This window comes from Sphingopyxis terrae subsp. terrae NBRC 15098 (assembly GCF_001610975.1).
In the GTDB taxonomy this organism is placed as follows: Bacteria; Pseudomonadota; Alphaproteobacteria; order Sphingomonadales; family Sphingomonadaceae; genus Sphingopyxis; species Sphingopyxis terrae_A.
In genome coordinates this window covers 1,354,798-1,368,452 of sequence record NZ_CP013342.1, presented here as the reverse complement: position 1 = coordinate 1,368,452, position 13,655 = coordinate 1,354,798, and the positions used below count along the sequence as shown (strand labels likewise).

Sequence of the window (13,655 nt, the reverse complement as noted above, 5' to 3'; positions counted from 1 at the left end):
GCTCCCGCACCTCATCCTGCCGCGCGTTTAACATGCGCCCGGATCGCATTGCCGACCGCCAACAGAAAAGGATGGCATCATGAGTGACCAGTTGCGGCTCGATATTCCGCTTCTCCTCCCCGAAGTCGCCGATACCGCCGACCGCTGCGTCGCGCGCCTGACGAGCGAACTCGAAGGACGCGAAGGCGTCGACAAGGTCCATGTTGTCCGCTCAAGCGACGGTTCGCCGCCACAGCTCTGCATCCATTACCGTCCGGATATTCTCCCGCTCGAACGCGTGCGGCAGCTCGCGCGCAGCGCCGGTGCCGAGCTCACCGGCCAGTATCAGCATCTCTTCTGGGATGACCTCGAAGGCGTCGGCCACGCCCGTCGCGCGCGGACGATCGGACTGAAGCTTCGCGAAATGCCGGGCGTGATCGAGGCCGAAGTCGGCGCCGCCGGTACGCTGCGCGCCGAGTTCCAGCGCTCGGAGACCTCCATCGAAATGATCAGAAAGACACTCTCGGATATGGGCGTCACTCAGAAATCGACTGCCGTCGCCGCGGCTGCCCCGGCACAAGCCGCCCACCAACATGGCGATGATGGCCATGACCATGGTCCGGATCACGCGCATGGGCCAGATCACAAACATGGCCATACGGGCGAGGATAGCCACGACCATGGCCATGATCATGGCGGCATCTTCGGCGAGCGGACCGAGCTGATCTTCGCGCTGCTGTGCGGTCTCGTCCTCGGCATCGGCTTTGCGATCGAGAAGCTCGCCGCGGCGCCGGAGTGGGTGCCGCTCGCATTCTATATTGCCGCTTATGGCTTCGGTGGCTGGTTCACTGTCCGCGAGGCCATCGAGAATCTGAAGCTCAAGCGCTTCGAGATCGACACGCTGATGCTCGTCGCCGCGGCCGGCGCTGCCGCGCTTGGTGCGTGGGCCGAAGGCGCGCTGCTCCTCTTCCTCTTCAGCCTCGGCCATGCGCTCGAACATTATGCCATGGGCCGCGCCAAGCGCGCAATCGAGGCGCTTGCGGAGCTGGCGCCGCAGACCGCGACGGTGAAGGATGCCGACGGGACGGCTCGCGAAGTCCCGGTCGAGCAGCTGGCGATTGGCGACACCGTCATCGTCAAGCCCAACGAGCGTCTTGCCGCCGACGGCTTCGTCGTCGTTGGCCGCACGGCGATAGATCAGGCTCCGGTGACCGGCGAGAGCGTCCCCGTCGACAAGGAACCGGTGGCCGATCGTGCGCAGGCCGCGGCAAAGCCCGATGCACTCGACGCAAAATATCGCGTCTTCGCGGGCACCATCAACGGCTATGGCGCGATCGAGATCGCGGTAACCCGTCTTGCGGCCGATACCACGCTCGCTAAGGTCGTGAAGATGGTGAGCGAGGCGGAAACGCAGAAATCGCCGACCCAGCGCTTCACCGACAAGTTCGAGCGCATCTTCGTGCCGAGCGTGCTCGCGCTTGTGTTCGTCCTGCTCTTCGCCTGGGTCGTTGTCGACGAGCCGTTCCGCGACAGCTTCTATCGCGCCATGGCGGTCCTTGTCGCGGCAAGCCCGTGCGCGCTCGCGATCGCGACGCCGAGTGCCGTCCTGTCGGGCGTTGCGCGTGCGGCGCGCGGCGGCGTGCTGGTCAAAGGCGGTGGCCCGCTCGAAAATCTCGGCTCGCTGACCGCGCTGGCGTTCGACAAGACGGGAACGCTCACCGAAGGAAAGCCGCGCATCACCGACGTCCTGCCGGCCAGCGGCGTGCCGAAGGAGGAACTGCTGCGGATCGCGGTGGCGGTCGAGCGGCTGAGCGATCATCCGCTTGCCGCTGCCATCGCGCGCGATGGCGAGGCCATGCTGACGTCGACGCGCGTACCGGTGGCGGACGACCTTAACAGCCTGACGGGTCGCGGCGTCACGGCAAAGGTCGAGGGCGAAACCGTCCTGATCGGCAAGGCCGAAATGTTCGGTGCCGACGGCATCGCGCCGATCGGCGGCGAAGTGGCGGCTGCGATCGCCGGCCTCCGCGAGCAGGGCCGCACGACGATGGTCGTTCGTATGGGCGACCGCGATCTTGGCGCGATCGGTCTGATGGACACGCCGCGCGAAGCGGCGCGCACCGCGATCGCCAAACTGCGCGAGCTCGGCATCGGCCGGATGATCATGATTTCGGGCGATCACCAGAAGGTCGCGGAATCGATTGCCGCCGAGGTCGGGATCGACGAGGCCTGGGGCGACCTGATGCCCGATCAGAAGGTCGACGCCATTCGCGACCTCAAGGCGCAGCAGCCGGTCGCCATGGTCGGTGACGGCGTCAATGACGCACCGGCGATGGCGAGCGCCACCGTCGGGATCGCGATGGGCGCCGCGGGGTCCGATGTTGCCCTCGAAACCGCCGACGTCGCGCTGATGGCCGATGACCTCGCTCATCTGCCGTTCGCGATCGGACTTAGCCGCCAGACGCGCCGCATCATCCGCCAGAATCTGGTGGTCAGCCTCGGCGTCGTCGTGGTCCTCGTGCCGGCGACGATCTTCGGACTCGGAATCGGTGCGGCGGTCGCGGCGCACGAAGGCTCGACCCTCGTCGTCGTCGCCAACGCGCTTCGCCTGCTCGCCTATCGCGATCGCAGCATGGGCTGAGGGCGCACAGTCGCGGTGGGATCGAACCGGAAGGGGGAGAGAGGATGAACTTCAAGAATATCTCGGCCTGGTCCATCCGGAACCCGATCCCGCCGCTCGTCATGTTCTTCGGTCTGACGGTGGCGGGCATCGTCTCCTTCCTCATGATGGGGGTCCAGAGCGATCCCGACATCGATTTTCCGGGCGCCATCGTCATCATCGCCCAGCCGGGCGCCGCGCCCACCGAACTCGAAACGCAGGTCACGCAGCGTGTCGAGGCGGCGGTGCGGACGATCGAGGGGATCGACGAGCTCAATTCGACGGTTACCGAAGGCCAGTCGCAGACCTTCGTCCAGTTCGCGATCGGCACGCCGATCGACCGGGCGGTGACTGACATTCGCGACAAGATCACCCAGATCCGCAGCAACCTGCCGAACGGCATCCTCGAACCGCAGGTTATCCGCCTCTCTACCTCGGGCAACACGCTTGCCTATTGGTCGGCTTCGGCCACCGATATGACGCTCGAGGAATTGAGCTGGTATGTCGACAATGTCGTCGCGAAGCGGCTGATCGCGGTCCCCGGCATGGGCGACGCCTATCGCCGGGGCGGCGTCAGCCGCGAAATCCGCGTCATCCTCAACCCCGAACGCATGCGCGCCTACGGCCTTACCGCCGCCGCGGTGAACACCCAGCTCGTCCAGCTCAATGTCAATGCGGCCGGCGGCCGGATGGAGGTCGCGGGCTCCGAGCAGGCGGTGCGTATCCTCGGGAACGCGAGCAGCGCCAACGCGCTCGGCGAGACGCTAATCTCGGTCGGGACGAACCGGACCGTGCGCCTCGCCGATATCGCCGAGGTCAAGGATCTCTACGCCGAGCAGCGCTCGGTCTCGAAGCAGGACGGGCGGCAGGTGCTGACCTTCGGCTTCGAGCGCGCCAAGGGCGCCTCGGATGTGACCGTCTATGACGCTGCGGTCGAGGAGCTGCGAAAACTCGAGAAGGAAAACCCCAAGGTCAAATTCACCGAGCTGTTCAGCGATATCGAATATACCAAAGGCCAATATCATTCGGCGATCAATGCGATGGTCGAGGGCGCGATCCTCGCGGTCGTCGTCGTCTTCCTTTTCTTGCGCGACTGGCGGGCGACGTTGATCTCGGCGCTCGCCATCCCGCTGTCGGCGGTCCCGACCTTCCTGTTCATGGACCTCATGGGCTTCTCGCTCAACATGATGACCTTGCTCGCGCTCAGCCTCGTTGCCGGCGTGCTGGTCGACGATGCGATCGTCGAGATCGAGAATATCGTGCGCCACATGCGGATGGGCAAATCGGCCTATCAGGCCTCGATCGATGCGGCCGACGAGATCGGCCTCGCGGTGCTCGCGACAACCATGACGATCGTCGCGGTGTTCCTGCCGGTCGGGCTGATGCCGGGCGTCGCCGGGCAATATTTCAAGAATTTCGGACTGACGGTCGTGGCCGCGGTGCTGATGAGCCTCGCGGTCGCGCGCATGATCACACCCATGCTCGCCGCCTATTTTCTCTCTGCGCAGGGTCCGCAAAAGCATGGCGAGGGCCCGCTGATCGACACCTATATGCGCATCTTGCGCTGGAGCCTCGACACCAGCGGGGCCGCTGCCGCGCGTGCGCGCGGCGGGCGCTGGAAATGGCTCGGTTACATCAAGGACCATCGCGTCTGGGTGGTCGGCATCGGTGTGCTGGCGCTCTTTGCGACCATTTTCAGCTTCTCGCTGCTCCCGATGACCTTCCAGCCGTCGATCGATTCCGACACGAGCCGCGTGGCCATCCAGCTCGCCCCGGGCGCAACGCTCGAACAGACCGAGGCAGTGGCCGACGAGGTGACCGATCTCATGAAGCGCGACCCGCTCGTCGAATCCGCCCTGTCGCGGATCGATGTCGGCACGGCGACGGTCTATCTGAAATTGCGCAAGGACCGCGAGCTGACCTCGACCGAGTTCGAAAAGGACCGCGCGCCGCGGCTAGCGCAGGTTCCCGATGCCCGAATCAACTTCCAGTCGCAGCATGGCGGCGGCGGCGGCAGCAGCCGCGACATCTCGATCACGCTCGGCAGCGACGACCCGAAGAAGCTCGAAGATGTCGGCAACCGGCTGCTTGCCGAGATGGCCCGCGTGAAGGAAATCCGGTCGCCGCGTGTCGAGGGCAATCTTCAGCGCCCCGAGATCGTCATTCGCCCGCGCTTCGCGCTCGCGGCGCAGCTCGGCGTGACGACGCAGGCGCTCAGCCAGTCGATCCGCGTCGCGACATTGGGCGAGATCGACCAGAATAGCGCGAAATTCTCGCTGTCCGACCGGCAAATCCCCGTTCGCGTCGCGCTTGCGGAAACCGCGCGCGAGCGGCTCGATACGCTGCGCAATATGCCTGTTCCGACCCGGAACGGGGGAACGGTGCCGCTCTCGGTTGTGGCCGAGATCGGCTTCGGCGCCGGCCCGACCCAGATCAATCGGACCAACCAGGTGCGCCAGCTCACCATCGGGGCCGACCTGGCTCCGGGTCTCGTGACCGGTCAGGCGATGGACAAGGTCGAGGCGCTGCCGGCGCTCAAGGCGCTGCCCGCCGGGGTCACGCGGCTGGTACTCGGGAGCGCCAAGTGGCAGGCCGAGATGCTGCGCAACTTCGCGATCGCGGTCGTATCGGGGATTTTTCTCGTGCTCGCTGTGCTGATCCTACTCTATCGCAAGATCATCCCGCCCTTCGTCAACATGGGCTCGCTTCTGCTCGCCCCGCTCGGCGGGGCGGTCGCGTTGCTGCTGACGGGCTATCCGCTCTCGCTTCCCGTGTTCATCGGCGTGCTGATGCTGCTCGGTATCGTCGGCAAGAACAGCATCCTTCTCGTCGACTTCGCGATCGAGGAAATGGCGTCGGGGGTGCCGCGCGACGAGGCGATTGTCGACGCCGGACACAAGCGCGCGCAGCCGATCCTGATGACCACGGTCGCGATGGTCGCGGGCATGATCCCGACCGCGCTGTCGCTCACCGGCGACGGCGCATGGCGCGCGCCGATGGCGGTCACGGTGATCGGCGGGCTCATCCTGTCGACGATGCTGACACTGCTGATCGTGCCGGCGTCCTTCAGCCTCGCGGCGGGCTTCGAACGCCGGATGGTCCCGCGCTTGCGCCGCTGGTTCACGACGGGCGGCGCGCACGCCGACCCATCGCCTGCGGGCGTCACCGACATCGGCGCGGGGCAAAGCCCGGCGGCCGATCGATAGAGGAGTTAAGCTGATGGAGTTCGAGCGGGAGCATGACCTCCCCTATAGTCCGGAGCAGATATGGGCGGTCCTCGGCGATTTCGAGAACCACCGGATCTGGAATCCCTATGTCCGGATCGAGCAGCTTGCCGAGGACCCGATCGCGATCCGCTATTCGATGCGCATGGATCCGCACAAGCCCAAGTTTCTCGAAGTCTCCGCGGCGGTGCTCTCCGCGCGCCCGGGCGAGGAGCTGATACTCGACGTCAAGCCGAGCTTCATCCTCCAGTTCGAGGAGAGTTATATCCTGACGCCGACGGCGAGCGGGACGAAGTTCGTTCACCGCTATCGTTGCCGCGGGCCCTTTGCCTGGCTCCGGCTTCCCGGCATCAAGACCAGCTTCCAGCGAATGATCGCGTCGATCGACGGCATCCTGCTCAGCTACCTCAAGTCCAAATACAGCAAGCCGCCACCGCCGCCGCGACGGCCCAAGTCCAAGTTCAAAGGTGGCCGGCGATGACGAGCTTTCCGCTGCTCGCGCCGCACAAATGGCGTCCGCTCGGCGCGGCCTGGGCAATCGCCCTCCTGTCGAGCCTGGCCGTCCTCTTCGTCGGCGAGGTCATGGGCCAGGCGCCGTGCGACCTCTGCTGGTTCCAGCGTAGCTTCATGTTCCCGCTTGCGATCATTCTCGGCATCGCGGCGTTCAGGTCGGACCGCGCCATCGTTCCTTATGGGCTGGCGCTGGCTGCGGGCGGTGGTCTCGTCGCTTTCTATCATAGCCTGCTCTACGTCGGCGTCATTCCGGCCCCGATCGTCCCCTGCACCGGCGGTCCATCATGCTCGGGAGAGAGCATGGCAATCGGAGGCGTGCCGCTGCCCCTCCCGTCGCTGACCGCGTTCGCGCTCATCCTCACCCTCTTGCTCAACTTCCAAAGGAGACTGAAATCATGAACAAACGCATCGGAGTGGTGGCCACGCTTGTCGTTTCCGCACTCGCTTTCACCGGCGGCGCGATGCTCTACAGCGGAACCGCCGAGGGCGAACCCACGAAGAAGGTCGTGGCGGGGCCCGTCGACAGCCTCATTCGCCCGCATTCGCCGATCATCGGACCGAAAAATGCCCCGGTCACCATCGTCGAATTTTTCGACCCGTCGTGCGAGGCCTGCCGCGCCTTCTATCCCACGGTGAAGGGCATCGTTGCCAAATATCCCAAGGATGTGCGTCTCGTTATGCGCTACCTGCCGCTGCACCCCGGCTCGGCCGAGGCGATCGTGATCCTCGAAGCCGCCCGCGTCCAGGGCAAGCTCGAGCCGGTGACGGCCGCCCTGCTCGAAGCGCAGCCCGAATGGCACGACGGCAAGATGGACGGTGCCTGGGCGGCCGCCGAGAAGGCCGGCCTCAATGTCGCGAAGGCGCGCGCGATGCCGACAACCGATGCGATGGCCTGGATGGAGCAGGACATCGCCGACGCGCGTGCGGTCGGCGTCCGGGGCACGCCGACCTTCTTCGTCAATGGCGAGATGCTCGTCCAGCCGAGCCCCGAACAGGTCGAGGCCCGAGTCCAGGCCGCGGTAGCGGCAAAGGGCAAATGAGGGCCCGCACCCGTCCCGCTTCGTCCACGCGGGACGGGTGCCCACCATGCGGCGCGATACTGTCTCTCCCGCCATCGGCCTGTCGCATGGAGACGCCGGGTCACCGTCCGATCGGCAGCATCGGAGCCAATATTCACAGCGCATTCAAACATGAAGGGGGATTTTGAACGCCACGAAAAGGAGAGACTGACATGCGAAAACTGATGACGATCGCGGCCGCGATGCTCGCCTTCGCGCTCCCCGGAACAGCGCTTGCCCAGCACCATGGCGATCGCGGGGGATATAGCCGCGGACATGACGCGCCACGTGGTCATGACCGCGACTATCGTTCCTCACGCCACGGCGTGCCCAATTATGGCTATGATCGTGGCTATCGTGGCTACGATCCCTACTACCGCGGCCATGATCGCCGCTATGAACGGCGGGACCGCTACGAGCGGCGCTATCAGAAGCGCCGGATGCACCACCATCACCGCGGGCGTCACTGGCGCGGCTAGCCGCGACCGCGCGGGCCGGGCGAGAAACTACCGCTTCGCCCCATAGATTGAAATCGAGCCGGTCGGCGTCGGGATGACTCTCATCTCTTCGACCGCCTCGAAACCCGCGGCTTTAAGGATCACCGGGACGCAGCCCTTAGCGTTGGGTTCGGTATATTCGAACCCGTCGAGCAGCTGGATCTGTCGAAAAAGCATGCGCATCAGCAGCGAGCGCTGCTCGCCATAGTCGGCTATGAAAAGGGTCCCGCCCGGCCTCAGGAGCCTGAACATCTGCGCGGCAATCGCTTCCTTAACGGCCATCGGGCACTGGTGAAGGACCAGGCTCGATACGATCTTGTCGCATTGCCGGAGTGCGTCGATGCCGTCCAGCTCGTCGCCCATAGCCTCGAACCATCGAATCTCGGCATCGGCAACCTCAGCCTTGGCGCGCGCGATTTCCAGCACGGCGGGGTCGGGATCGACCGCCAGAACGATGCTCTCCGGCGCCGCCTGCTTGAGGGCGATCGCAAAGGTTCCCGTGCCGCACCCGATATCGACGATCCGCTCGCCCGGCCGCGGTTCGGCGAAGCGCAGCAAGTCGCTTCGCCATCTTTTCTCTCTGGTCATGAGGGCTATGGCGGCATCGTAGCGGTCGAGCGATCCGCTCTTGCCGAGTGCCGGGACGAAGTCTCTGTGTGCGTCTGACATGATGCGCCTCTACCAGGCGCGATCACGCACCGGCTTGAACGGAGAGGCTATGATTCGATGAAAAGGTCGCTTGCCCGGATACCGAACATCGCCTTGATCGTGCGGGCGAAATGCGCGCTGTCGCTGAACCCTGCCATGTGTGCGGCCTCGGTCGCGCTGCGGCGCATTCCCAATTCGTCGAAGGCGATAATCAACCTTCGCCAGAGCACAAAGCGCTGGAAGGGCATGCCGATCTCGGCGGCAAAGAGATGCCGGAAGCGGCCGAGCGAAAGGCGGCTCTCCTCCGCCACAGCCGCGAGACGGACAGAGCCCATGGGGATCAGGCGGTCAATCGAGGCGGCGGCGCGGGTGATGCGCGGATCGAGCGGGGGTCGGGCGCCTCGCGTGAGCCAGTTTTTCCAGAAGGACCGCTGTCCCGGCAGCGCGACATGAATCGGATCGGAGCAGATCAGCCGGTCTTTCAGATCTACCGGCGGACCGAAGACCACTGTCGGCTCGACGAACCATAATTCAGCCGTGGGCGCGGGGAGCAGCCGGTGCACGGTATCGGGTTCGATGAGCAAGCAACGCCCCGACAGGCGCGCGCCATCAGCATCGACCACGGTAAGCGGCTCGGCACAAAACACTGCCTGCGCCGCAAAATGGCGGTGCGCGGCGGCATCGCCAACCGAACCCGACCAGAGAGCATGATAGTCGCCGAGGCTAAGTCGGCCGTTCCAGTTGGACGTTTCGGGCATCGGGTCGCAATAGCAGGCCTAACTCGTGTGCGTAACGGGCGCCGGGTAAGCACTCTGGCTCGGAGGCTCTTTTCGGAAGCCGTCTTACGGCCAAGGAGGAGTGCGCCGACCCCGTGATGATTCCCCTCATCGACCGGGCGCTGTCTCGATGCGGCGATGTTGCCGACTGTTGTAACGATAGCCGATCCAGAGGATTGCAAGCGCGAGAAGCTGGAGCAACAACGGTTCGAGCGAAGGAAATATCCCCATCGCCGGGAAGCGGGGAAAATGAGCTAGCGGGGTGATGCCGAGGAGGCCGGCTTCCTGTAGCGCGCCCGCGCCCTTGCCGGCCAGGACAACCGCGAGGATAGCGATGAGCGAAGAGCTGTAAGCGAAAAATCTTCCGATCGGCAGGACCCGGCTGTAACGAAGCATGACCCATGCGATTGCTGCCAGGATCACCACTGCGGTTCCGGCTCCGGCGGCGATCGCGCTGCGGCTTCCTTGCGCGGCGAGAGCTGCGAAAAACAGGATGGTCTCAAAGACTTCCCGATAGACCACGAGGAAAGCGAGCCCGAACAGGAACCAGGCCGAGCGACGTGAAAGCGCTTTGCCCATCGCTTCGCGAATATAGCGCTGCCAGCTCTCCGCATGTGACTTTCCGTGCATCCAGATGCCGACCCAGACGAGAACGACTGCGGCGAAAAGCGAGCCAAATCCCTCTGTCAACTCGCGGTTCGCTCCGCTGATCGAGATTGCATAGGTCGCGACTGCCCAGGTTGCGCCGCCGGCTGCCAGGGCTGCGATCCAGCCGCCATGGACATAGGGTAGGACCTCAGGCCGTTCGGCCTTTCGTAAGAAAGCGATCATCGCCACGATGATCAGAAGCGCTTCGAGACCCTCGCGCAGCAAGATGGTAAGCGCCCCGACAAAGGTCGATGCGTCGCTGGCTGCATCGGGAGACAGTGCAGCTTCGGCATCGGCGAAAAGGGTTTCGACTGCGGCGGCTTTACCCGCGACCGCATCGACCGGCACACCTCGCGCGATGGACACGCGATAATCGGACATCGCGGATTCGATTTGCGCCATAAGGGCGGAATCGCGCGTCGTCAGGATCGGCTCAATCGGTTCGAAACCGTCGAGATAGGCGGACAGCGCGAGACGCTCTGCCTCGCTCCGATTTCCCTTGCGGTACGCGGCAAGGCTTTGCGCCAATTTGTCACGGGCAACCGCAAGCGTCGCGGGCGAAGCGGTTGTCAATGCTTGGGGATCTGAGCGCAAATAGGCGGTAAGCGCGTCGGCCTGCTCCGATCCCAGCCCACGACCAAGCACTTCCGGGCTGAGACTCGTGAAGGCTTGCAGGTCGGGGACCAGTTCGCGCGCCGCAGGGGTCTGGTTCCAGACACGCCGGCCGGCTGCGACGTCGCGAAAGGCAAATCCACCGGCATAGGCTGCTACCGCCCAGCGGTCGTCGGAGGGCAAATGGGCAAAACTGGGCATGGACGTGCCTTCGAGCCCCTGTCCTATCACCTGATAGAGCGCGAACAGACTGCGCTTGCGAGCGCGTCCGGCGTCGGTGAAATCGATAGGTGCCGGGTCGAGCCCCTTGGCCTGAGGTCCATTGCCATCGCCGCGCGCGCCGTGACAGCTGGCGCAATTTTCCAGATAGACTTGGGCTCCGCGCCGGGGATCTGGAGCGTTGCGCGGCGCGAGGGGCACAGGGTAGGCGGCGAGGAGGTCCGCCGCGAGTCCGCGCGCCTGGCCAGCCACCTTGCCGGGGTCCGCCTTCGATGCGATCGCCGTCTGGAGTTGTCCCGCTTCACTGACAAGGCGAGCCCGCGCCGGGGATACCGGAAGCGCTTCGATCCCCTTGCGAACGGTGGCGGAAAACTCGGTCATCTCGGCATATTCGACCGTGCTCGTCACCGCGCCATTCGAGACCGCTCCACCATAGTCGACCGCAACATAGTCCAGCAGGCGCCAGATGGTCTGGACTTCGCCGGCATCAGTGCGGGCCTGTGCCGTCGGCACGACGAGGCCGCAGATTGCAGCGAGCGCGATCAGCAGAGAGAGAAAGCGGCGGGCGGGGGGCATTGGCCCTATTGTCCGGGCACAGTCGACAGTTCGCGCAATTCGGTCCGCGCGCTGCGTAGAATCTCATAGGCCGAATGCAGGAAAAGCGTGGCAATGATGGCGGCGACTGCAAGGTCGGGCCAGGCTTGCCCGGTCCATGCGACGAGGCCGGCGGCGATGATCACCGCCACATTGGCGATCGCGTCGTTGCGGCTGAACAGCCACACCGCCCGGACATTGGCGTCGCCTTCGCGGAACCGCGAGAGGACCGCGGCCGAGGTGAGGTTGACGAGGAGGGCGGCGGCGCCGATGCCGCCCATCAGCTCGGCTTCGGGCGGAACCGCGGTCAGGGCACGCCACAGCGCGACGCCGATGACCCCTATGCCAAGCGACAGCAGGAACAGGCCTTGGGCTAAGGCGATACGCGTGCGGGCGAGCGCAGTCCAGCCTATCGCGACGAGGCCGGCCAACGTGATCGTGCCGTCGCCGATAAAGTCGAGCGAGTCGGCTTTCAGCGCCTGGCTGTTGGCGATGAACCCGCCGACGATCTCGATCGCGCCGAAGCCGAGATTGAGAATTACGACGATCCACAAGGCCCTTCGATAGGCGGGATCGCGTTCGGCCCTGACGGTGTCGCCCGTGCAGCCGCAATTGCTGTCGTTGCTCATTCCCCTGTTCTACATTCTACAGTAACTGTAGAAGCAAGCTGAAATCGAAACGAGACTGAGAGGAAGGGAGATGGCGCGCGACACGCGGCTGCCGATCGGCGGCCTGGCGAAACGCACCGGCACCAAGGTAAACACGATCCGCTTCTATGAGGATATCGGATTGCTGCCTTGCGCAGCGCGCACAGCCTCTGGCCGGCGCACCTACGGGGATGAGGATGTCGGGCGCCTCGCATTCATCCGCAATGCCCGCGGCCTCGGCTTTTCGATCGATGAAATCCGGTCGTTGACGGCGCTGGCCTTGGGGCCGGGGCAGGACTGCGCCGAAATCCGCGCAGTTGCGGCGCGTCACCTGCTCGATGTCGATGAAAAGCTGGAACGGATGGCGCGGCTCCGTGCTGAACTTGCCCGTATCGTCCAGCTCTGCGATGGCGGGCCGGTGTCGGATTGCCGGGTCATCGAGGCCATCGCCGCCGGAAATGCCTAGCCGCCGCGCTATCGGGACTGTCGGCGGCTTGCGGCTCAGCCGCAGCAACTGCCCTTGCCGCCGTCAACCTGTATTGGCGGGCAGGGTACCGTGCCATAGGAACAGAAGACACAGCAGTCTCCTGGCAGCGGCTTGAGCAGCGCGCCGCATCCCTTGCAGTCGTAGAAATACTGACACGCATCGGTGGGCATGATTTCGTCGGCGATTTGACCGCAGAGCGGACACGTCAGCGTCGATTGCAGGACCGGCGAGGGATCAAGCATAGCGATAGCCGAGCCAGAGGAGGACGGCGGCGAGGAGCAGTCCGATCAGGGTCACAAAGCGCAGCGACGCGGGCACGCACAGGCCATCGGCGCCGCAGCGCGCCGCGCGCATCTGCTGGCGCGCCAGCAGGACGCCACCGGCGACGAGCGAAATTGCGCCGAATGCGACGAACCAGAGCCGGTAGGGCGCGGCCGGGACCGCTATGCCGACGAGCCAGGCGGACCCGAGCCCCGCCGAGGCCAGCAGCATGGGGAGGGCGCAGCAGGTGGCTGCGAGAAAGCCCGATGCGATCCCGCCAAGCGCCAGCGAAATGGCCCCAAATCCTTTTGGACGCCTTGCATCTCCAGCCAAATTCAAACTCCTTGTTTCGCGGTAGCGGCAAGTCTACCATCTGTAGTGACTACAGATGCAAGCGGAATCGCAATGGCCCCCTCAAGCACCATCCCCATCGGCGAGCTTTCTCGGCTTACCGGCTGCAATATCGAGACGATCCGCTATTATGAGCGCATCGGCATTCTGCCCGCGCCGGTCCGGTACGGGCGATTTCGCCGTTATGATTCAGCTGGTGTGCGGCGCCTTGCATTTGTGCGCCGCGCGCGCGAACTGGGGTTTCCCCTCGATACGGTCCGGACTTTGCTCCTTCTTGCCGAAGGCGGCGGCCATAGCTGCGATCAGGCGCGCCATATGGCCGAGAGCCAGCTTGCCGACGTCCTCGCCAAGCGCGCCGACCTCGACCGGATGGCCGCTGTCTTGGGCGATCTTGTCGAGGCGTGCGGCGCCGGCGATGCCGGGGGCTGCCCGCTTCTGGAGGCGCTGTCCGACTAGGTTCGAGTACAGCCGTCTTCCGCCAG

At 65.0% G+C, this 13,655-nt stretch carries 14 protein-coding genes; 8 read left to right on the top strand and 6 right to left on the bottom strand.

Features of this window, described 5'->3' with window-relative positions:
• Nucleotides 1–79 precede the first annotated feature (79 nt).
• The 6 genes from AOA14_RS06595 (at nucleotide 80) to AOA14_RS06570 (ending at nucleotide 7,912) form a co-directional block, all read left to right on the top strand.
• Nucleotides 80–2,620 carry a heavy metal translocating P-type ATPase gene (locus AOA14_RS06595; RefSeq protein WP_003046486.1) on the top strand — a complete coding sequence of 847 codons (2,541 nt, stop codon included), beginning with the start codon at nucleotides 80–82 and terminating at the stop codon, nucleotides 2,618–2,620.
• A gap of 44 nt (nucleotides 2,621–2,664) precedes the next feature.
• Nucleotides 2,665–5,844, top strand: coding sequence for an efflux RND transporter permease subunit (locus tag AOA14_RS06590; protein WP_003046483.1), 3,180 nt, complete (start codon nucleotides 2,665–2,667; stop codon nucleotides 5,842–5,844).
• 13 nt (nucleotides 5,845–5,857) lie between these two features.
• Nucleotides 5,858–6,343 (top strand): SRPBCC family protein, encoded by a 486-nt coding sequence (locus AOA14_RS06585; protein ID WP_003046480.1) that lies wholly within the window; start codon nucleotides 5,858–5,860, stop codon nucleotides 6,341–6,343.
• The gene (locus AOA14_RS06580) at nucleotides 6,340–6,774 is read left to right on the top strand and encodes a disulfide bond formation protein B (protein WP_003046478.1); all 435 of its coding nucleotides are present in this window, start codon (nucleotides 6,340–6,342) and stop codon (nucleotides 6,772–6,774) included. The genes AOA14_RS06585 and AOA14_RS06580 overlap by 4 nt, the downstream gene beginning before the upstream one ends.
• A complete protein-coding gene (locus AOA14_RS06575) occupies nucleotides 6,771–7,415 on the top strand; it encodes a DsbA family protein (RefSeq protein WP_003046475.1) in 645 nt (214 codons plus the stop codon). Before AOA14_RS06580 ends, AOA14_RS06575 begins: the two co-directional genes overlap by 4 nt.
• 191 nt (nucleotides 7,416–7,606) lie before the next feature.
• Entirely contained in the window at nucleotides 7,607–7,912 is a 306-nt protein-coding gene (locus AOA14_RS06570) for a hypothetical protein (protein ID WP_003046472.1), read from the top strand.
• A gap of 27 nt (nucleotides 7,913–7,939) precedes the next feature.
• On the opposite strand, the gene AOA14_RS06565 is transcribed toward AOA14_RS06570, so the two are convergent.
• The 4 genes from AOA14_RS06565 to AOA14_RS06550 all read right to left on the bottom strand — a co-directional run bounded on the left by AOA14_RS06565 (nucleotide 7,940) and on the right by AOA14_RS06550 (nucleotide 12,056).
• Nucleotides 7,940–8,599: a class I SAM-dependent methyltransferase gene (locus tag AOA14_RS06565; RefSeq protein WP_037553277.1), complete on the bottom strand. Its 660-nt coding sequence runs from the start codon at nucleotides 8,597–8,599 to the stop codon at nucleotides 7,940–7,942.
• Between the two features lie 47 nt (nucleotides 8,600–8,646).
• Nucleotides 8,647–9,336, bottom strand: coding sequence for a helix-turn-helix transcriptional regulator (locus tag AOA14_RS06560; protein WP_003046466.1), 690 nt, complete (start codon nucleotides 9,334–9,336; stop codon nucleotides 8,647–8,649).
• Nucleotides 9,337–9,462: 126 nt separating this feature from the next.
• Nucleotides 9,463–11,409: a cytochrome c/FTR1 family iron permease gene (locus AOA14_RS06555; RefSeq protein WP_003046463.1), complete on the bottom strand. Its 1,947-nt coding sequence runs from the start codon at nucleotides 11,407–11,409 to the stop codon at nucleotides 9,463–9,465.
• Nucleotides 11,410–11,414: 5 nt separating this feature from the next.
• On the bottom strand, nucleotides 11,415–12,056 hold the full coding sequence (locus AOA14_RS06550) for a cation efflux transmembrane domain-containing protein (RefSeq protein ID WP_037553278.1): 642 nt from the start codon (nucleotides 12,054–12,056) through the stop codon (nucleotides 11,415–11,417).
• Between the two features lie 70 nt (nucleotides 12,057–12,126).
• Here AOA14_RS06550 and AOA14_RS06545 point away from each other — a divergent pair, with 70 nt between their 5' ends.
• Nucleotides 12,127–12,540, top strand: a complete 414-nt coding sequence (locus AOA14_RS06545; RefSeq protein ID WP_003046458.1) for a MerR family transcriptional regulator — start codon at nucleotides 12,127–12,129, stop codon at nucleotides 12,538–12,540.
• Between the two features lie 35 nt (nucleotides 12,541–12,575).
• Here the strand turns inward: AOA14_RS06545 and AOA14_RS19205 are convergent, their stop codons facing one another.
• On the bottom strand, nucleotides 12,576–12,803 hold the full coding sequence (locus tag AOA14_RS19205) for a GDCCVxC domain-containing (seleno)protein (RefSeq protein ID WP_081611194.1): 228 nt from the start codon (nucleotides 12,801–12,803) through the stop codon (nucleotides 12,576–12,578).
• Nucleotides 12,796–13,053, bottom strand: a complete 258-nt coding sequence (locus AOA14_RS06540; RefSeq protein WP_003046455.1) for a hypothetical protein — start codon at nucleotides 13,051–13,053, stop codon at nucleotides 12,796–12,798. Before AOA14_RS06540 ends, AOA14_RS19205 begins: the two co-directional genes overlap by 8 nt.
• Nucleotides 13,054–13,227: 174 nt before the next feature.
• Between AOA14_RS06540 and AOA14_RS06535 the strand changes: the two genes are divergently transcribed.
• Nucleotides 13,228–13,629: a MerR family transcriptional regulator gene (locus tag AOA14_RS06535; RefSeq protein WP_003046453.1), complete on the top strand. Its 402-nt coding sequence runs from the start codon at nucleotides 13,228–13,230 to the stop codon at nucleotides 13,627–13,629.
• The last annotated feature ends 26 nt before the right edge of the window (nucleotides 13,630–13,655 follow it).